The organism is Aquincola tertiaricarbonis, assembly GCF_000969605.1.
GTDB lineage: Bacteria > Pseudomonadota > Gammaproteobacteria > Burkholderiales > Burkholderiaceae_C > Aquincola > Aquincola tertiaricarbonis.
Genome location: NZ_JZUE01000001.1, coordinates 38,003 through 54,960 on the forward strand (window position 1 = coordinate 38,003; position 16,958 = coordinate 54,960).

Sequence of the window (16,958 nt, forward strand, 5' to 3'; positions counted from 1 at the left end):
AGTGGCAGGGCGCGGCGCCGTCAGAACAGCGCCATGCTCAGCTTGCGGCGGTACTGGTCCACCACCGGATCGGAGGGCGCCGCGGCGATCTTGCCGGTGACTTCCAGCGTGCCCTTGGCTTCGGCCGCGGCCGGCTTGGGCGCGGGCTTGGTCATCAGCTCCAGGATGGCCACGTAGTTCTTGCGCGCCAGCTCGTCCGACCACGCCTTGTCGCGCATGATGATCTCGAGCAGCTCGTCCATCGCCGCGGTGAAGCGGCCGGCGGCGAAGTGCGTCTGCGCCAGCTCGAAGCGGGCCTCGAAGTCGCGCTTGTTGGCCTGGATGGCCGCGGCCAGGGCATCGGCACCACGCGCCTGCGGTGCCTTCTCGGCGGCGGCCAGCCAGTGGCCCAGCGCGGCGATGCGTGCATCGACCATGGCCTTGCTGGCCACCGGCTCCAGCGCGGCGCGGGCCTGCGGCACCAGGCCGTTCTCCAGCAGCAGCTTCACATAGTCGGCGCGCACCGCGTCGTTGCCGGGGTCGATGGCCACCGCATGCTGCAGCTTGGCCAGCGCGGCATCGGTGTCGCCCTCGGCGGCCAGTTCCTCGGCTTCCTCGGTCTCCTGCTCGGCTTCCAGCGCGTCCACCGAGGGCACATGCTTGTCGAGGAACTCGCGGATCTGCGCTTCGGGCAGCGCGCCCACGAAGCCGTCCACCGGCTGGCCCTGGTGGAACATGACGCAAAAGGGAATGGAGCGCACCCCGAAGGCCTGGCTCAGCTGGCCGGCGATCTCGGGCTGGTCATCGCTGTTGAGCTTGGCCAGCGTGAAGCGGCCGGCATAGGCGACTTCCAGCTTCTCGAGCAGGGGGCCGAGCGTGCGGCAGGGGCCGCACCACGGCGCCCAGATGTCCAGCAGCACGGGCTGCTGCATGGATGCCTGGATGAGGTCGGCCTCGAAGTTCTGGAGCGTGATGTCGATCATGGCAACGAGAGAGGTGAATGCGCACGCCTACAATTCAAGGCTTCCTGCAATCCACGGAGCGGCCCTTGAACAGCGCAGCGCCCGTGGTCGGTGTGGTGATGGGTTCCAGCAGCGACTGGGAAACCCTGCAACACGCGGCCGCGATTCTCGCCGAGTTCGGCGTTCCCCACGAAGCACGGGTCGTCTCGGCCCACCGCATGCCCGACGACATGTTCGCCTACGCCGAAGGCGCCCAGGCGCGCGGGCTGCAGGCCATCATCGCCGGGGCCGGTGGCGCCGCCCACCTGCCCGGCATGCTCGCCGCCAAGACGGTGGTGCCGGTGCTCGGCGTGCCGGTGGCCAGCCGCCATCTGCAGGGCGTCGATTCGTTGCATTCCATCGTGCAGATGCCCAAGGGCATCCCCGTCGCCACCTTCGCCATCGGTACCGCCGGCGCGGCCAATGCGGCGCTGTTCGCGGTGGCCATGCTGGCCACCCGCGACGACGCGCTGCGCACCAGGCTGGAGGCCTTCCGGGCACGCCAGACCGAAGCCGCCCGCGCGATGACGCAGGAGCTGAAGTGACCGCTGCCACGCAGGTGCTGCCCGGCGCCACGCTGGGCGTGATGGGCGGCGGCCAGCTGGGCCGCATGTTCGTGCATGCGGCGCAGGCCATGGGTTATGCCACCGCGGTGCTGGAGGCCGACGCCAGCAGCCCCGCCGGCCAGGCGTCGCAACACCATGTGCTGGCCGCCTACACCGACGAACAAGGCCTGGCGCAGCTGGCGGCGCTGTCGGCTGCCATCACCACCGAGTTCGAGAACGTGCCGGCGCAGGCACTGCAGACCTTGGCCGCGCAGCGCTTCGTTGCACCTGCTGCGGCGGCCGTCGCCGTGTGCCAGGACCGTGCGGCCGAGAAGGCTCACTTTCAGCGCTGCGGCGTGCCCTGCGCGCCGTATGCGGTGATCGAATCGGCCGAGCAGCTGGCGGCGGTGACCGACGAGCTGCTGCCCGGCATCCTCAAGACCGCGCGGCTGGGCTATGACGGCAAGGGCCAGGCGCGCGTGGCCAACCGTACCGAGCTGGCCGCCGCCTGGGCCGCGATGAAGCATGCGCCCTGCGTGCTGGAGCAGATGCTGCCGCTGCACCGGGAGATCAGCGTCGTGCTGGCGCGCGGTGCGGACGGTGCCTGCGTGCAGCTGCCGGTGCAGCAGAACCTGCACCGCGACGGCATCCTGGCGGTGACGCAGGTGCCGGCGCCCGAGGTGCCGGCCGCGCTGCAGCAGCAGGCCATGGAATGCGCGCAGGCCGTGGCGGCCTCGCTGGACTATGTCGGCGTGCTGTGCGTCGAGTTCTTCGTGCTGGCCGATGGCCGGCTGGTGGCCAACGAGATGGCGCCGCGGCCGCACAACTCGGGCCACTACAGCATCGACGCCTGCGACCTGTCCCAGTTCGAGCTGCAGGTGCGCACGCTGTGCGGCCTGCCGCTGTCCACGCCGCGCCTGCATTCGCCGGCCGTCATGCTCAACCTGCTGGGCGACCTGTGGTTCGACGCCGCCGGCGCGCAGCGTGAGCCGGCCTGGGCCGAGGTGCTGGCCCTGCCCGGCGTGCACCTGCACCTGTACGGCAAGGCCGAGCCCCGCCGCGCTCGCAAGATGGGCCACCTGACGGTGACTGCCGCCACCGCGGACGAGGCACGCCGCGTGGCGCTGCAGGCCTCCGCCGTGCTGGGCCTGGCGCCCTTCTGATGGCCACGTGATGCGACTGGACGCGCAGGCACCAGGGGCCATCGAGGCCGCGGCGCAGCGACTGGCCGCTGGCGAGCTGGTGGCCTTTCCCACCGAGACGGTGTACGGCCTGGGCGCCCGGGCCGACGTGGACGAGGCTGCCGCGCGCATCTTCGCGGCCAAGGGCCGGCCCACCGGCCATCCGCTGATCGTGCATGTGGCCGACGTGGCCGGCGCCGCCGCCTTTGCAGGGCACTGGCCGCCGCTGGCGCAGCGCCTGGCCGAGCGCTTCTGGCCCGGGCCGCTGACGGTGATCGTGCCGCGTGCCGAGGGCATCGCCGCCACGGCCGCGGGCGGCCAGCCCACGGTGGGCCTGCGCTGCCCGGCGCATCCGGTGGCCCAGGCGCTGTTGCGGGCCGCGGCGGCGCAGGGCGTGCGTGGCGTGGCCGCGCCCAGCGCCAACCGCTTCGGCCGCGTCAGCCCCACCACGGCCGAGCATGTGCTTGCGGAGTTCGGCGACGACATGACGGTGCTGGACGGCGGCGCCTGCGGCGTGGGCATCGAGTCGGCCATCGTCGATTGCTCCCGCGGCATGCCGGTGCTGCTGCGCCCCGGCATGCTCACGGCGGCGGAGATCGAGGCGGCTGCCGGCCAGCCCCTTCATGCGCCTGATGCGGCGGCGCCGCGCGCCTCGGGCACGCTGGCATCGCACTACGCACCGCAGGCCAAGGTTCGGCTCATGCCGGCGGCGGCGCTGCGCGATGCGCTGCAGGTGTTCGGCCAGGCCGCCAAGGCCGGCAACACCCGCACACCGGGCGGCAAAACGCTGGCGGTATATTCCCGCACCGTGCCCGCCGGCACCGCTGCCGTGCTTCACCGGCGCATGCCGGACGACGCCGCCCGCGCCGCGCAGCAGCTGTTTGCGACGCTGCGCGAACTGGACGCCGCCGGCGTCTCGCTGATCTGGGTGGAACAACCGCCACCCGGGCCCGAATGGGACGGCGTGCGCGACCGCCTGCAACGGGCCGCGGCCGAATGAATCCCGCACCCTTCTCAACGGAGAACCGATGAATTTCAAGTTTGTATGGCGCGGCGCTGCTGCCCTGGCCGTGGCCGCGCTGCTGTCCGCGTGCGGTGGCGGGCAGGTGGACGAGTTCAAGCCCAAGCGCATCATCGCGTTTGGCGATGAGCAGAGCCTGGTCACCGCCGACGGCAAGAAGTACAGCGTCAATCTCGCCCCCACCACCGACACCACCGACCAGGAATGCCGCACCTACCCGGTGTGGACGCAGATCGTGGCGGCCGAGTTCGGGCTGTCGTTCCCAGGCTGCCGGGTGGCCGGCGCGGCCGACAACGGCGTGATGAAGGCCACCGCCAATGCCAAGGTGGAAGACTTTGCGCGGCAGATCACGGAGATCAGCAGCACCTTCACCGACGACGATCTGGCTACCGTGATGGTGGGTACGCACGACGTGCTGGAGCAGTACGCGCTGTATGACGGCAACAACAAGGCCGCGCTCCTGGCCGAATTGAAGGCACGCGGCACGCATTGGGGCGAGCTGATCAACTCGATCGCCAAGGCAGGTCCTCGTGTGCAGGTGGTGACCATCCCCGACCTGGGATTGGCACCGCGGTTCAAGACTCAATCGGCTGAACGCCGGGCCGTACTCACCGAACTCGTCGCCGCATACAACCTGGCGATGCGTCTGGCGCTGATCCAGGACGGCCGCATGATCGGCCTAGTGTTCGGTGATATCGAAATCCAGCAGATGGTGCGCTACCCCGGCAGCTACAGCCTGAGCAACGTCGACACCGCGGTCTGCAAAAATGCGCTGCCCGACTGCACCACGGAATCCGTCATCGACGCCGTTACCCAAAGCGACCCCGTCACCGAATTCCTGTGGGCTGACGACATCCGCCCCGGCATCGAGTTCCACGACCGCCTGGGCGACCTGGCCTACTACCGCTCGAACAACAACCCGTTCTGACCGGCACGCCGGCTGGATCAAGAGGGCCGCGTCAGCGGCCCTTTTTCATGGCGTGGCCGCGGAGGCGTCGCGCAGCGTCCACTGCACCAGCGCATCGAAGGCGGGCCGCGCGGCGGCGGCGTTCGGATGGTTGACGATGGCCACCAGCAGGTAGCGCCGGCCGCTGTCGCCCAGCACGTAACCGGCCACGCCGGCCACGTCGCGCAGCGAACCGGTCTTCAGGTGCGCGCGACCGGCCGCCACCTGGGAGCGGCGCAGCGTGCCGTCGGTGGCCGAGGCCGGCAGCGAAGCCACCAGGTCGGGCATCACCGGGCTGCGCCAGGCCGCCTGCAGCAGCCTTGCAAGGACATCCGCCGTCAGCCGTGTCTCGCGCGAGAGGCCCGAGCCGTTGTCGATCAGCAGCTCGCCCATCGGCGTGGCGTCCACCCGCAGGCGCTCGGCCATCCAGCGCTGCAGCACCAGCCGCGCGGCCTCGGGCGTGCCCTGGCCGCCGCGCTCCAGCCCCAGCGTGAGGAAGAGCTGCTGCGCCATCGTGTTGTTGCTGAACTTGTTGATGTCGCGCACCACCTCGGCCAGCGGCGGCGACTCGAACACGAAGGAGGGCGGCGTGGCGCTGGGCGCCGGGCCATGGCGCACGCTGCCGGTCAGGCGGCCACCCGCCTCGGCCCACAGCTGGGCGACCAGCCGGGCCGCATACGTCTCGGGCGCGGGGTCCGCCACCGGCCACTGGCGCTCGCCGCAGGCCGCGGGGTAGCGGCCCTCGAAGCGCACCTGCGCCGGCTCGTCGAAGCGCGGCTTGAGGGCGGCGCGCCAGTCGCCGCAGGCGCCGGTGGTGGCCAGCGGCGCCTCGGCCTGCACGCGGGTGCCCGCCAGCGCGGGCTCGGCGGTGATGCGTACCACGCCGCGCGGCGGGTCGGGCACGAAGCGGTAGTTCACCGTCTTCTGGTTCAGCAGCAGCGCATCGGCCCGCACGTTGTAGGGTCGCAGCGGCTCGTTGTCGAAGTCGGCCGGCTGCATGCGCGGCGGCGCGAAGGCTTCGTTGTCCAGCACGATGTCGCCGCGGATCTCGCGCACGCCGGCTTGCTGCACCCGCCGCAGCAGCAGCCACAGGCGTTCCAGCACCAGCTTGGGGTCACCCCGGCCCTGCAGGATGAGCGAGCCCGTCAGGACGCCGTCCTGCACCTCGCCGTTGATCCACACCGGCGTCTGCCAGGCCCAGGCCGGGCCCAGCAGGTCCAGCGCGGCGTAGGTGGTAAGCAGCTTGGTGAGCGAGGCCGGGTTCACCGCCCGCTCCGCCTGCCAGCGCAGGCGTGGCTGCGGCGTGGGCGGCGGACCCACCTCCTCGATGACCACCGACAGCGCCTCGGCCGGAATGCGTTCACGCTGCAGCACGGCAGCGGCTTCGGGTGGCAGCACGGCCGAAGACTGCGCCAGGGCCGGCGCCCCCAGCACGAGCCAGCAGGCTACCAGCCAGGCCCGCGCGGGCGCTGCGGATCGGCGCGGGCAGGGCGTTTGGGAAGGCATGCGGGGATCATCGCACGCACCCCGGCGAGTGCCCCCGCGGTGCCGGGCGCCACGGGGGGTTCACCTACACTGGGCGCCATGTCGTCGTCGCCCATCACCGCGTGCCCCCCGCACGCCGAGGCCACCGCCGCCTCGCCTGCCCTGCTGGCCATCGACACCTCCACCGAACGCCTGGCCGTGGCCGCGCAGGCCGCCGGCCGCCAGTCCGGGCTGGACGAGCCGGGCGGCGCGCTCGCCTCCGCCCGGCTGCTGCCGGCAGTGCAGGTGCTGCTGGCGCGGCTGGGCACGCGCATCGGTGCGATGGATGCCATCGCCTTCGGCCGCGGCCCCGGCGCCTTCACCGGCCTGCGCACCGCCTGCGCGGTGGCGCAGGGCCTGGCGCTGGGTGCGGCCAGGCCGGTGCTGCCGATCGACAGCCTGGCCATCGTGGCCGACGATGCCCGCGCGCAGCTCGGCAGCAGCGCGCCCGACACCATCACCGTGGCGATGGATGCGCGCATGAACGAGGTTTACGCCGCCACCTACCGCTGGGCCGATGGCCGCTGGCACACGGTGCAGCCGCCCGCCTTGTGGCCGCTGGCGCTGCTGGCCGCGCAGTGGCGGGACCAGCCGCCCGCCTGCATCGCCGGCTCGGCGCTGGTGGCTTTCGCCGACCAGCTGCCCACCACCGGCGCCACCTGCGTGCCGGCCGAACACGACCGCGCCGCTGCGCTGCTGCGGCTGGCACTGCAGGCCTGGCATGCCAGCGAGGCCATCGACCCGGCGCTGGCCCTGCCGCTGTACCTGCGCGACAAGGTGGCGCAGACCACGGCCGAGCGCGAGGCCGCCAAGGCCGCCCTGGCATGAGGAAAGCCCCGCGATGAGCGCACGCCTCCAGGCCGCCGAGCCGCAAGCACCGCTGCAGTTCCGCCCGATGACGGTGCCCCTGCTGGACGCCGTGGCCGCCATCGAGCAGCAGGCCTACGCCTTCCCGTGGTCGCGCGGCAACTTCATCGACTCGCTGGCCGCCGGCTACAGCGCCACCGTGCTGCAGGCGGCCGATGGCGAGCTGATCGGCTACAGCGTGGCCATGCAGGGCGTGGACGAGGTGCACCTGCTCAACATCACCGTGGCGCCGCGCTGGCAGCGCCGCGGCCATGGCCAGGCGCTGCTCGACGAGGTGGTGGCCCAGGTGCGTGCCGCCGGCCTGCCCACGCTGCTGCTGGAGGTGCGCACCAGCAACGACGGCGCGCGGCTGATGTACGAGCGCGCCGGCTTCCTGCACATCGGCCAGCGCAAGGGCTACTACCCCGCGCCGCATGGCCAGCGGGAGGACGCCTTCGTCATGGCCCTGGCCGTGGAGCCGCGCGATGTGGACTGAACGCCAGCGGGCCATGCTGGCCGAAATGGGCGTGCGCGTGTTCGTGCAGCCGCCGCAGGCCGCGCCGGCGGATGTGCTGCTGCAGGACGAGCCCATGGCATCGGACCCGCCGCAGTCGCCGGTGGCCGACGCGCCCCCGCCCGTGCCGACCATCGCCCGCCCGCCACGCCCGGCATCCGCCGAGCCACCGATGCGCACGCCGTCCGCCATCGACACGCTCGACTGGGAGCCGCTGCGCGAGATGGTGGCCGGCTGCACCGCCTGCGCGCTGTGCGAATCGCGGCGCCACACCGTCTTCGGCGTGGGCCACACGCGGGCGCACTGGATGATCATCGGCGAGGCGCCCGGCGAGCAGGAGGACCTGCGCGGCGAACCCTTCGTCGGACCGGCCGGCCAGCTGCTCGACAGCATGCTGATGGCCCTGGGCCTCACGCGCGAGGAGGCGCCGCCCGAACGCCAGGTGTTCATCGCCAACACGCTGAAGTGCCGGCCGCCGCGCAACCGCAACCCGGAGCCGGAGGAACTCGCCCGCTGCGAGCCCTACCTGCAGCGCCAGATCGCCCTGGTGCAGCCCAAGGTCATCCTGGCGATGGGGCGCTTCGCGGTGCAGTCGCTGCTGCGCAGCAACGAGCCCATCGGCAAGCTGCGCGGGCAGGTGCACCAGTACCAGGGCGTGCCGCTGGTGGTCACCTATCACCCGGCCTACCTGCTGCGCCAGCCGATGGACAAGGCGCGCTCCTGGGACGACCTTTGCCTGGCCGCCGAGGTGATGGAACGGGGCCCCCAAGCTCGCTGACGCTCGCGGCCCCGCAAGGGGGCGCGTTCGCCGCTGCCGCCCGGCCGCCGGCGGCCTATTTCGGCAGCTTGGCCGGGCGCTTCCAGCCCGGCACCGTGAGCTGACGCGCGCGCGAGACGCTCAGCTGCCCGGCCGGCGCGTCCTTGGCGATGGTGGAGCCGCCGCCGATGGTGGCGCCGTCGCCCAGGGTCACCGGGGCCACCAGCACGCAGTTGCTGCCCACGTGCACGTCGTTGCCGATGACGGTGCGGTGCTTGTTCACGCCGTCATAGTTGGCGGTGATGGAGCCGGCGCCGAAGTTCACCCGCTCGCCCACGGTGCTGTCGCCCAGGTAGGCCAGGTGGTTGGCCTTGGCGCCATGGGCCAGCGTCGAGTTCTTCACTTCCACGAAGTTGCCGATGTGCACCTCGGTGCCCAGCACCGCGCCCGGCCGCAGCCGCGCATAGGGGCCGATCAGCGAGCCCGGACCCACCTGGGCCTGCTCGACGTGCGTGAAGGGGTGGATCACCGCGTCGGCCTCGATGCGGGCGCTGCGGATCACGCAGTTCGCGCCGATGCGCACGCCGTCGCCCAGCGTCACCTCGCCCTCGAAGATGCAGTTGACGTCGATCTCCACATCGCGGCCGCAGTGCAGCGTGCCGCGCACGTCGATGCGCGCGGGGTCGGCCAGGCGCACACCGGCTTCCATCAGCGCATCGGCCTGCGCCGCCTGGTGCAGCCGCTCCAGCTGCGCCAGCTCTCGCGGGCTGTTGATGCCGCGCACCTCGATCTCGGCCGCCGCGGCCGACGCCACCACCGGCACGCCCTGCGCTACGGCCATCTTCACGATGTCGGTCAGGTAGTACTCGCGCTGCGCGTTCTGGTTGTCCAGCGCCATCACCGCACGCTTCAGCCAGGCGGTGGGCGCGGCCATCATGCCGGTGTACACCTCGCGGATCTCGCGCTGCGCGGGCGTGGCGTCCTTGTGCTCGACGATGGCCTGCACGCTGCCGCCATCGGCCGACCGCACGATGCGGCCATAGCCGGTGGCGTCGGCCAGCGTCACCGTCAGCAGCGCCAGCCGCTGGCCGCCGCAGGCCTCCGCCAGCGCGCGGGCTGTCTCGGCGCGGATCAGCGGCACGTCGCCGTTGAGGATCAGCGTGGTGCCTTCGTCGGGCAGCTCGGGCACCACCTGCTGGATGGCGTGGCCGGTGCCCAGCTGCGGTTCCTGCTTGACCATGCGCACGGCGGGCACATCAATTGCCTTTTGCACCTGGTCGGCGCCATGACCGACGATCACGAGCGTATGTTCGGCCTGCAGCGTGGCGGTGGTGTCGAGCACGCGCTGCAGCAGGCTGCGTCCGGCCAGGGTGTGCAATACCTTGGGCCGATCGGATTTCATGCGGGTGCCCTTGCCCGCAGCCATGATGACGATGTGGAGAGTCATGCGTGAACCGTGCTCTGTGATGCCGTGGCGTAAGTGGTCGCGGATTATCGGTGCCAGCCTGCTGGCACTCGCCCTCACCGGCTGCGCCGTGGTGCAGTTGGCCTACAACCAGGCGCCGGGCTGGACCTCCTGGTGGATCAACAGCTATGCCGACCTGGACGACGAGCAGGGCCCGCGCACCCGTGACGCCATCGACGCTTGGTTCCGCTGGCATCGCAGCACGCAGCTGCCGGAGTACGCGGGCATGCTGGCCCGCATGCAGGCGCAGGCGATGGACAACACCACCGGCGCCGCGCTCTGCCGCTGGGAGCCGGAGCTGCGCCAGCGCGCCGAGGCCGCGCTGATGCAGGCGGTGGCACCCGCTGCGGAGCTGGCCGTGACGCTGCGGCCGCAACAGCTGCGCCACATCGAGAAGCGCTACGAGCGCAACAACAAGGAATTTCGCGAGGAATACCTGCAGCCCGATCCGGCCGAGCGCCTGGAAGAGCTGCAGGAGCGCACCGTCGAGCGGCTGGAAAAGCTCTATGGCCGGCTGGATGCCGCCCAGCGCGAGCGCGTGGCCAAGGCCCTGGCCGCTTCACCCTACGACGCGGAGCTGTGGCAGCAGGAACGCCTGGCCCGCCAGCGCGACACGCTGCAGACGCTGCGCACCCTCACCGCCGAGGGCCGCACCCAGCCGGCAGCGGCCGCGCAGGCCGAGGTCAAGGCCTTGATGGGCCGCTGGATGCGCTCGCCGCGCCCGGCCTATGCGGCCTACCAGCGCAAGCTGGTCGACTACAACTGCGCCTGGATGGCCGAGCTGCACAACAGCACCACGCCCGAGCAGCGACGCCATGCCCGCGACAAGCTGCGTGGCTGGGAGTCGGATGCGCGGGCGCTGGCGGCCGCGGCCGCCAGCGGTTGAAGCGCGCCTACCGGCTGACCGGCACCACCACCCGGCGCGGGCTCACGGCCGGGGTGGGAAAGTCCTTCAGTGCCGCCTCGAACATCAGCGACAGCGATTCGCCGTCGGCGCCGATCAGGCTGTCGTTGACCGCGCGCGTCTCGTACAGCGGCGCGCCGGTGGCGCGGTCGCGGATCAGCACCGCCACCTCGCGCTCGTAGCGCGGGTTGTCGAAGCGGTAGCCCAGGCCGAAGCCGGGGCGCCAGCCGCCATAGCGGCCGTAGCCATAGCCCCAGTTCCACCACATCGGGTCGTCCCAGGGCGAGGTCTCGTAGCGGGTGATGCGCGCGCCAAGCTGGATGCTGACGTCGGCCCGCGCCGCATCGGGTGCCGGCTTGAAGCCGGCCATCTCCACGGCGGGCCGGGCGGCTTCCTCGAGCGCGGCCTGCTGCTCCGGCTGCGAGGCCTGCGAGGGCAGGCGCTCGAACACATAGGTGCCGGGGGCGCGGCCTGTGGGCCAAGTGCCGTAGCTGCGCACGTCGCTGCTCAGGGTGTTGAGCGATGCGCAGCCGCCCAGCGCCAGCGCCGCGGCACCGGCGGCGGCCCAACGCAGGGGGGACAGTGAGTTCATGACAGGGGTTCCTTCGTCAGGCCCCCGGGTGCAGCTTCACCACCGAGGTGGCCGGCGTGCCGCAGGGGTCCTCGTCTTCGTCGAATGCCTTGTCGCCCATGGGGTCGGCCATGCCGGTGGCCTGGAGCGTGGTGAAAGGGTACAGCTTCCGGTCCATCATGTGCGAAGGCACGATGTTGCCCATGGCGGTGAACATGTTGTCGATGCGGCCGGGGTACAGGCGGTCCCAGTCGCGGATCATCGACTTGATCTGCGCCCGTTGCAGGCCTTCCTGGTTGCCGCACAGCGTGCAGGGGATGATGGGGAAGGCGCGCTGCACCGCATAGCGCTCGAGGTCGGTCTCGGCCACGTAGGCCAGCGGCCGGATGACCACGTGCTTGCCGTCGTCGCTCACCAGCTTGGGCGGCATGCCCTTCATGCGGCTGCCGAAGAACATGTTCATCAGCAGGGTGACCACCATGTCGTCGCGGTGATGGCCCAGGGCCACCTTGGTGGCGCCCAGCTCGCTGGCCACGCGGTACAGGATGCCGCGCCGCAGCCGCGAGCACAGCGAGCACATGGTCTGGCCCTCGGGGATCAGCCGCTTGACGATGGAGTAGGTGTCCTGCTCCTCGATGCGGAAGGGCACGTCCAGCGTGCCCAGGTACTGCGGCAGCACATGCTCGGGGAAGCCCGGCTGCTTCTGGTCGAGGTTGACCGCCACCAGCTCGAAGGGCACCGGCGCACGCTTGCGCAGGTTGATCAGGATGTCGAGCAGGGCATAGCTGTCCTTGCCGCCGGACACGCAGACCATCACCTTGTCGCCGGCTTCGATCATGTTGAAGTCGGCGATGGCCTGGCCCACTTGTCTATGCAAGCGCTTGGAGAGCTTGTTGGCCTCGAAGGCGGCCTTGCGGTCGGTCTCGGGGGCGGTGGCGATGTCGCTCATGGCAGTTCTTTCAACGCTTGATGCCGAACACTTCGATGCCGACCGCGTCGCAGTCGGGGTACACGTCGGGCTTTTCGGTGGACACGCGCGCGGCACGCACGCGGGGGTTGGCCAGCATGGCCTTCAGCACGTCGTCGGCCAGCGTCTCCTGCAGGTGGATGTGGCCCTGCTGCACGCGCTCGGCCACGGTGCGGCGGATGAAGTCGTAGTCCACCACCTCGTGCAGCTCGTCGGTGGTGGGGGTGGACTGCGCCAGCGGCACGAACAGGTCGACGTTGATGACCACGCGCTGCTCGCCGCGCTTCTCGAAGTCATGCACGCCGATGTTGATCCACACCTCGTAGTCGCGCAGGAAAAGGCGGCGGCAGTCGGCCAGCTCGGGATGCAGGAGGTTCATGGCGGCCATTCAGGCGAGAAAGTAGACGTCGCGCGGCTGCGCGGCGAGATGCTGGCCGCCATCGACCAGGATCGTGGTCCCGGTGATGGCGGGGGAATCGAGCACGAAGCGCACGGTGCGCGCCACGTCCTCGGGGGTGGAGGAGCGCTGCAGCGGCGTCATGCGGTGCGCGCGCTGGAACTCGGCTTCGTTCATCGGCCCCGACGGCAGCGTCACGCCCGGTGCCACGCCCACCACGCGCACCTGCGGCGCCAGCGCCATCGCCAGCAGCGTGGTGGCGCTTTCCAGCGCGGCCTTGCTCAGCGTGTACGACAGGTGGTCGGGGTTGGGGTTCCACAGCTTCTGGTCCAGCAGGTTCACCACGCAGCCAGCCGGCGTGGCGTCGTCCTCGCGCTGGCCCAGGTGCGCATGCAGCGCCTGCGCCAGCAGGATGGGCGCGGCGGTGTTGGCGCGCCAGTGGCGCTCCATCGCGGCATGGCTGAAGCTGGCCACGTCGTCATGCTCGAACAGCGAAGCGTTGTTCACCACCGCGTCCACCCGGCCCAGCTGCTGAACGGCCTGCGGCAGCAGCACGCGGCAGGCGGCTTCGTCGGTGAGGTCGGCCGGCAGCACCGCCACGCGGGCGCCTGCGGCCTGCAGTTCGGCGGCGGTGGCATGGGCTTCATCGTTGGCATGGTGGCAGTGCAGCGCGATGTCGAAGCCCTGCTGCGCCAGGTGCAATGCGATGCTGCGGCCGATGCGCCGGGCCGCTCCGGTGACGAGTACGACGCGGCGCGTGAGCATGGTTCCTAGAATGCGGCATGCACGAAGTTGAACCCGCCAGTGTATCGAGCGAGCTGCTGGCCCACCTGCGCGAGGACATCGGCCGCGCCGGCGGGTGGCTGCCCTTCGACCGCTACATGGCCGCGGTGCTGTACACGCCGGGCCTGGGCTACTACGCCAACGGCAGCGTGAAGTTCGGTGCCATGCCGTCCTCGGGCAGCGACTTCGTCACCGCGCCCGAGATGACGCCGCTGTTCGGCCGCGCGCTCGCCGCCCAGCTCCGCCAGGCGCTGGACGAGACCGGCACCGATGCCTTGTGGGAATTCGGCGCCGGCTCCGGCGCGCTGGCGGAATCGCTGCTGCAGGCGCTGGGCGATCGGGTGCAGCGTTACACCATCGTCGACCTGTCGGGCAGCCTGCGGGCGCGGCAGCAGGCGCGGCTGGCCGCCTTCGGCGACCGGGTGCAGTGGGTGGCCGAGCTGCCCGCGCAGATGCAGGGCGTGGTGGTCGGCAACGAGGTGCTGGATGCGATGCCGGTGCAGCTGCTGCACTTCGACGGCCAGCGCTGGTGGGAGCGCGGCGTGACGCTGGATGCCGACGGCGCGCTCAGCTTCGCCGACCGCGACACCGCGCTGCGCCCGCCAGTGGAAGCGGCCTTCGTGTCCGGCACCACGGTGGAGATCCATCCGCAGGCCGAGGCCTTCGTGCGCACGTTGGCGCAGCGGCTGCAGCGCGGCGCGGTGTTCCTCATCGACTACGGCTTTCCGGAGGATGAGTTCTACCTGCCCCAGCGCATCGGCGGCACGCTGATGTGCCACCGCCTGCACCGCGCGGACACCGATCCGCTGGCCGACCCCGGCCTGAAGGACATCACCGCCCACGTCAATTTCACCGGCGTGGCACTGGCCGGACAGGACGCCGGGCTGGAGGTGCTGGGCTACACCTCCCAGGGCCGCTTCCTGCTCAACTGCGGGCTGGCGCAGCTGCTCGGCGACGCCCAGGCCGCGGGCGACCTGCGGGCCTTGTCGGCCGGCCAGAAGCTGGTGGCCGAGCACGAGATGGGCGAGCTGTTCAAGGTGATCGGCTTCGCCAAGGGCGCGCCGTTCGACGCCATCGGCTTTTCGGCGGGCGATCGCTCGCACCGGCTGTAGGCGCCGCGCCGCATGCGCTGGCTGCTGGTCTTCCTCATCGCCTGCCTGCTGTTCAACGGCCTGCAGCACTGGCTGGCGCGCATCGGCCTGGGCAAGCTGCCGGGCGACTTCCGCTTCATCCTCTTCGGCCGCGAGTGGTACCTGCCGGTGGCCAGCAGCCTGGTGCTGAGCCTGATCGCGATGGGCGTCGGCTACTTCATCTGAGCGCCGGCCCAGGCCTCCAGCGCCGCCTGCCGTGCCTCGGCGATCGCGCTGCCGATGCCCGGGCCCTGCACGCCGCGCGCCACGGCCTCGGCCGCCACCTGCTTCACGTCCACCGCCTGCACGGTGTGCAGCGCGGCCAGCAGCCGTTCACGCTGCGGATAGGGCCGGTCTTCCAGGCCCGTGCGGCCGCGGGCGTCGCATTCGCAGGCCAGCAGCGCCTGCTCGAAGCGCTGTGGCCGGCGCAGCGCGTCGCAGCGTTCCAGCAGCCGCATCAGCGCCCTGGCGCCGAACTCCATGCTGCGGTGGATGTTGCCGTGCTCGCCGGCCACCAGCTGCGCCAGCTCGCGGCATTCCACCGGCACCCGAAGCCGGTCGGCCACCGCGGCGGCGAGCTTCACGCTGCGGGCTTCATGCGCGATGTGGCGCGGCCAGTCGTCCGGCCGCGTGGTGCCCTTGCCCAGGTCGTGCACCAGGCAGGCCCAGCGCACCGGCAGGGGTGCGCGCAGCGCAGCGGCGGTGTCCAGCACCAGCATGACATGCAGGCCGGTGTCCACCTCGGGATGGTGCTGCGGCGGCTGCGGCACGCCCCACAGGCGGTCCAGCTCTGGCAGCAGCCGCGCCAGCGCACCGCAATCACGCAGCAGGCCGAACATGCGGCTGGGCTGCGGCTCCATCAGCCCGCGCGACAGCTCCTGCCACACGCGCTCGGGCACGAGGGCGTCCACCTCGCCGGCATCCACCATGCGGCGGCACAGGGCCAGCGTCTCGGGGGCCACGCTGAAATCAGGCCAGCGGGCCAGGAAGCGGGCCAGCCGCAGGATGCGCACCGGGTCTTCCTCGAAGGCCTCGGACACATGGCGCAGCACCTTGGCCTGCAGGTCGCGCTGGCCGCCGTAGGGGTCGATCAGCGTGCCGTCCTCGGCCTCGGCGATGGCATTGACCGTCAGGTCGCGGCGCTGCAGGTCCTGCTCCAGCGTGACCGAGGGATCGGCATGCATGACGAAGCCGCGGTAGCCGGGCGCCGACTTGCGCTCGGTGCGGGCCAGCGCATATTCCTCGCGCGTGTGCGGATGCAGGAAGACGGGGAAGTCGCGGCCCACTGGCACGTAGCCCAGCGCACCCAGCTGCTCGGCGGTGGCGCCTACCACCACCCAGTCGCGATCGCCGGCGTGCGGTGCCTGGTGCTGGCCGGCCTGCTCGCGCAGCAGGCGGTCGCGCACCGCGCCGCCCACGCAATACACCCGCATCGCCGTCAACGGCGTGCGCAGGCGCGCAGCGGATCGAGCCGGGCGATGCCCTGGCGGCGGCCCAGGTAGCCCGGCGCCACCTGCTCCAGCGGCGCGGGCGTGATGCCCAGCGCCTGCAGCCCCGGCAGCTTGCCGGTGGCCACGTTGGGCACCTTCATCGAGTCGAGGTTGTCGCCCGACATCAGCGGCTCGCCCGGCATCAGCGACATCACGCCCGCCTGCAGCCGGCCCAGCGGGCCGGGCAGGCCGATCACCGGCCGCCGGTGGCCCGACCACTGGCCGGCCAGCTGCACCAGCTGCTTGAGCGTGTAGACGGTGGGGCCGGCGCATTCGTAGGTCTGGCCGATGGTCTCGGGCCGGTCCAGGCAGCGCACCAGGGCCTCGGCCACGTCGTCCACCCAGCAGGGCTGGAACTTCGCGTCGGCACCGGCCAGCGGCATCAGCGGGAATATTGACTGCAGACCGGCGAACATGTTCAGGAAGCGGTCCTCGGCACCGAACAGCACCGACGGCCGCAGGATGGTGACGTCCAGGCCCGACGATCCCAGCACCGCCTCGCCGGCGGCCTTGCTGCGCAGGTAGCGCGAAGGCGCATCGCTGGCCGCGCCCAGCGCGCTCACATGCAGCACCCGGCGTACGCCGGCCGCACGGCAGCTTTCGGCGATGTGGCGTGGCAGCTCGGCATGGGTGCGGCGAAAGGCCTCCTCGCTGCCGTGCAGGATCGCCACGAGGTTGATCACCGCGTCGCAGCCGGCCACCAGGCGGGCCAGCTGCTGCGGGTGGTTGACGTCGGCCTGCACCACTTCCACCGTGGGCAGCGAGCGTAGCCAGTTGCCGCGGTAGAAGCGGCGGGTGGGCACCAGGATGCGGCCACCCGCACCGCCACTGCGGCGCACCAGCCGCTCGGCCACCGCACGGCCGACGAAGCCGGTACCGCCGAGCACGAGGATGTTGCGCATGGGTTGTGTTCTCCGGAGATAGGAACTGCTGGATG

Annotated in this window: 19 protein-coding genes; 10 read left to right on the top strand and 9 right to left on the bottom strand. The window is 71.5% G+C overall.

The window, feature by feature from the left end:
- Positions 1-20: 20 nt before the first annotated feature.
- Positions 21-962, bottom strand: a complete 942-nt coding sequence (locus tag VO99_RS00255) for a tetratricopeptide repeat protein (protein ID WP_046110799.1) — start codon at positions 960-962, stop codon at positions 21-23.
- A 98-nt stretch (positions 963-1,060) separates the two neighbouring features.
- Here VO99_RS00255 and purE point away from each other — a divergent pair, with 98 nt between their 5' ends.
- From purE to VO99_RS00275, 4 genes are read left to right on the top strand one after another with little or no spacing between them, the layout of a single operon-like run.
- Positions 1,061-1,525: a 5-(carboxyamino)imidazole ribonucleotide mutase gene (gene purE, locus VO99_RS00260; protein ID WP_046111182.1), complete on the top strand. Its 465-nt coding sequence runs from the start codon at positions 1,061-1,063 to the stop codon at positions 1,523-1,525.
- Positions 1,522-2,688: a 5-(carboxyamino)imidazole ribonucleotide synthase gene (locus VO99_RS00265; RefSeq protein ID WP_083440254.1), complete on the top strand. Its 1,167-nt coding sequence runs from the start codon at positions 1,522-1,524 to the stop codon at positions 2,686-2,688. Before purE ends, VO99_RS00265 begins: the two co-directional genes overlap by 4 nt.
- Before the next feature lie 10 nt (positions 2,689-2,698).
- Positions 2,699-3,706 (top strand): L-threonylcarbamoyladenylate synthase, encoded by a 1,008-nt coding sequence (locus VO99_RS00270; protein ID WP_046110800.1) that lies wholly within the window; start codon positions 2,699-2,701, stop codon positions 3,704-3,706.
- A 28-nt stretch (positions 3,707-3,734) separates the two neighbouring features.
- Complete coding sequence (locus tag VO99_RS00275) at positions 3,735-4,655, top strand: hypothetical protein (protein WP_046110801.1); 921 nt, start codon at positions 3,735-3,737, stop codon at positions 4,653-4,655.
- Positions 4,656-4,700: 45 nt separating this feature from the next.
- On the opposite strand, the gene dacB is transcribed toward VO99_RS00275, so the two are convergent.
- Positions 4,701-6,179: a D-alanyl-D-alanine carboxypeptidase/D-alanyl-D-alanine endopeptidase gene (dacB, locus tag VO99_RS00280; protein WP_083440255.1), complete on the bottom strand. Its 1,479-nt coding sequence runs from the start codon at positions 6,177-6,179 to the stop codon at positions 4,701-4,703.
- A gap of 78 nt (positions 6,180-6,257) precedes the next feature.
- On the opposite strand from dacB, the gene tsaB reads away from it, so the two are divergent.
- Genes tsaB through VO99_RS00295 form a run of 3 tightly spaced genes read left to right on the top strand, consistent with a single transcriptional unit; the run spans position 6,258 to position 8,335 of the window.
- Positions 6,258-7,025 (top strand): tRNA (adenosine(37)-N6)-threonylcarbamoyltransferase complex dimerization subunit type 1 TsaB, encoded by a 768-nt coding sequence (tsaB, locus tag VO99_RS00285; RefSeq protein WP_083440256.1) that lies wholly within the window; start codon positions 6,258-6,260, stop codon positions 7,023-7,025.
- Positions 7,026-7,038: 13 nt separating this feature from the next.
- Positions 7,039-7,539, top strand: coding sequence for a ribosomal protein S18-alanine N-acetyltransferase (gene rimI, locus VO99_RS00290; protein ID WP_046110802.1), 501 nt, complete (start codon positions 7,039-7,041; stop codon positions 7,537-7,539).
- Positions 7,529-8,335, top strand: a complete 807-nt coding sequence (locus tag VO99_RS00295; protein WP_046110803.1) for a uracil-DNA glycosylase — start codon at positions 7,529-7,531, stop codon at positions 8,333-8,335. The genes rimI and VO99_RS00295 overlap by 11 nt, the downstream gene beginning before the upstream one ends.
- Positions 8,336-8,390: 55 nt before the next feature.
- On the opposite strand, the gene glmU is transcribed toward VO99_RS00295, so the two are convergent.
- Complete coding sequence (gene glmU, locus VO99_RS00300; protein WP_046110804.1) at positions 8,391-9,761, bottom strand: bifunctional UDP-N-acetylglucosamine diphosphorylase/glucosamine-1-phosphate N-acetyltransferase GlmU; 1,371 nt, start codon at positions 9,759-9,761, stop codon at positions 8,391-8,393.
- A gap of 19 nt (positions 9,762-9,780) precedes the next feature.
- Here glmU and VO99_RS00305 point away from each other — a divergent pair, with 19 nt between their 5' ends.
- Complete coding sequence (locus tag VO99_RS00305) at positions 9,781-10,665, top strand: DUF6279 family lipoprotein (RefSeq protein WP_046110805.1); 885 nt, start codon at positions 9,781-9,783, stop codon at positions 10,663-10,665.
- A 7-nt stretch (positions 10,666-10,672) separates the two neighbouring features.
- On the opposite strand, the gene VO99_RS00310 is transcribed toward VO99_RS00305, so the two are convergent.
- From VO99_RS00310 to VO99_RS00325, 4 genes are read right to left on the bottom strand one after another with little or no spacing between them, the layout of a single operon-like run.
- Complete coding sequence (locus tag VO99_RS00310; protein WP_046110806.1) at positions 10,673-11,275, bottom strand: DUF4136 domain-containing protein; 603 nt, start codon at positions 11,273-11,275, stop codon at positions 10,673-10,675.
- Between the two features lie 16 nt (positions 11,276-11,291).
- Entirely contained in the window at positions 11,292-12,203 is a 912-nt protein-coding gene (gene ttcA / locus VO99_RS00315) for a tRNA 2-thiocytidine(32) synthetase TtcA (protein ID WP_083440257.1), read from the bottom strand.
- Positions 12,204-12,213: 10 nt separating this feature from the next.
- On the bottom strand, positions 12,214-12,600 hold the full coding sequence (locus VO99_RS00320) for a dihydroneopterin aldolase (protein ID WP_157039381.1): 387 nt from the start codon (positions 12,598-12,600) through the stop codon (positions 12,214-12,216).
- Between the two features lie 9 nt (positions 12,601-12,609).
- A complete protein-coding gene (locus VO99_RS00325; RefSeq protein WP_046110809.1) occupies positions 12,610-13,383 on the bottom strand; it encodes an SDR family oxidoreductase in 774 nt (257 codons plus the stop codon).
- Between the two features lie 17 nt (positions 13,384-13,400).
- Here VO99_RS00325 and VO99_RS00330 point away from each other — a divergent pair, with 17 nt between their 5' ends.
- Together VO99_RS00330 and VO99_RS00335 are read left to right on the top strand one after the other, a co-directional pair.
- On the top strand, positions 13,401-14,513 hold the full coding sequence (locus VO99_RS00330) for a class I SAM-dependent methyltransferase (protein ID WP_046110810.1): 1,113 nt from the start codon (positions 13,401-13,403) through the stop codon (positions 14,511-14,513).
- A 12-nt stretch (positions 14,514-14,525) separates the two neighbouring features.
- Complete coding sequence (locus VO99_RS00335) at positions 14,526-14,717, top strand: DUF2905 domain-containing protein (protein WP_046110811.1); 192 nt, start codon at positions 14,526-14,528, stop codon at positions 14,715-14,717.
- On the opposite strand, the gene VO99_RS00340 is transcribed toward VO99_RS00335, so the two are convergent.
- Positions 14,705-15,964 (bottom strand): multifunctional CCA addition/repair protein, encoded by a 1,260-nt coding sequence (locus tag VO99_RS00340; protein WP_198156838.1) that lies wholly within the window; start codon positions 15,962-15,964, stop codon positions 14,705-14,707. The genes VO99_RS00335 and VO99_RS00340 overlap by 13 nt on opposite strands.
- A gap of 5 nt (positions 15,965-15,969) precedes the next feature.
- A complete protein-coding gene (locus tag VO99_RS00345; RefSeq protein ID WP_046110813.1) occupies positions 15,970-16,923 on the bottom strand; it encodes a complex I NDUFA9 subunit family protein in 954 nt (317 codons plus the stop codon).
- Between the last annotated feature and the right edge of the window lie 35 nt (positions 16,924-16,958).

Coding starts and splice junctions, on each gene's coding strand:
- VO99_RS00255 (WP_046110799.1), bottom strand. CDS start 962: ATGATCGACATCACGCTCCAGAACTTCGAGGCCGACCTCATCCAGGCA.
- purE (WP_046111182.1), top strand. CDS start 1,061: ATGGGTTCCAGCAGCGACTGGGAAACCCTGCAACACGCGGCCGCGATT.
- VO99_RS00270 (WP_046110800.1), top strand. CDS start 2,699: ATGCGACTGGACGCGCAGGCACCAGGGGCCATCGAGGCCGCGGCGCAG.
- VO99_RS00275 (WP_046110801.1), top strand. CDS start 3,735: ATGAATTTCAAGTTTGTATGGCGCGGCGCTGCTGCCCTGGCCGTGGCC.
- dacB (WP_083440255.1), bottom strand. CDS start 6,179: ATGCCTTCCCAAACGCCCTGCCCGCGCCGATCCGCAGCGCCCGCGCGG.
- tsaB (WP_083440256.1), top strand. CDS start 6,258: ATGTCGTCGTCGCCCATCACCGCGTGCCCCCCGCACGCCGAGGCCACC.
- rimI (WP_046110802.1), top strand. CDS start 7,039: ATGAGCGCACGCCTCCAGGCCGCCGAGCCGCAAGCACCGCTGCAGTTC.
- VO99_RS00295 (WP_046110803.1), top strand. CDS start 7,529: ATGTGGACTGAACGCCAGCGGGCCATGCTGGCCGAAATGGGCGTGCGC.
- glmU (WP_046110804.1), bottom strand. CDS start 9,761: ATGACTCTCCACATCGTCATCATGGCTGCGGGCAAGGGCACCCGCATG.
- VO99_RS00305 (WP_046110805.1), top strand. CDS start 9,781: ATGCCGTGGCGTAAGTGGTCGCGGATTATCGGTGCCAGCCTGCTGGCA.
- VO99_RS00310 (WP_046110806.1), bottom strand. CDS start 11,275: ATGAACTCACTGTCCCCCCTGCGTTGGGCCGCCGCCGGTGCCGCGGCG.
- ttcA (WP_083440257.1), bottom strand. CDS start 12,203: ATGAGCGACATCGCCACCGCCCCCGAGACCGACCGCAAGGCCGCCTTC.
- VO99_RS00320 (WP_157039381.1), bottom strand. CDS start 12,600: ATGAACCTCCTGCATCCCGAGCTGGCCGACTGCCGCCGCCTTTTCCTG.
- VO99_RS00325 (WP_046110809.1), bottom strand. CDS start 13,383: ATGCTCACGCGCCGCGTCGTACTCGTCACCGGAGCGGCCCGGCGCATC.
- VO99_RS00330 (WP_046110810.1), top strand. CDS start 13,401: ATGCACGAAGTTGAACCCGCCAGTGTATCGAGCGAGCTGCTGGCCCAC.
- VO99_RS00335 (WP_046110811.1), top strand. CDS start 14,526: ATGCGCTGGCTGCTGGTCTTCCTCATCGCCTGCCTGCTGTTCAACGGC.
- VO99_RS00340 (WP_198156838.1), bottom strand. CDS start 15,964: ATGCGGGTGTATTGCGTGGGCGGCGCGGTGCGCGACCGCCTGCTGCGC.
- VO99_RS00345 (WP_046110813.1), bottom strand. CDS start 16,923: ATGCGCAACATCCTCGTGCTCGGCGGTACCGGCTTCGTCGGCCGTGCG.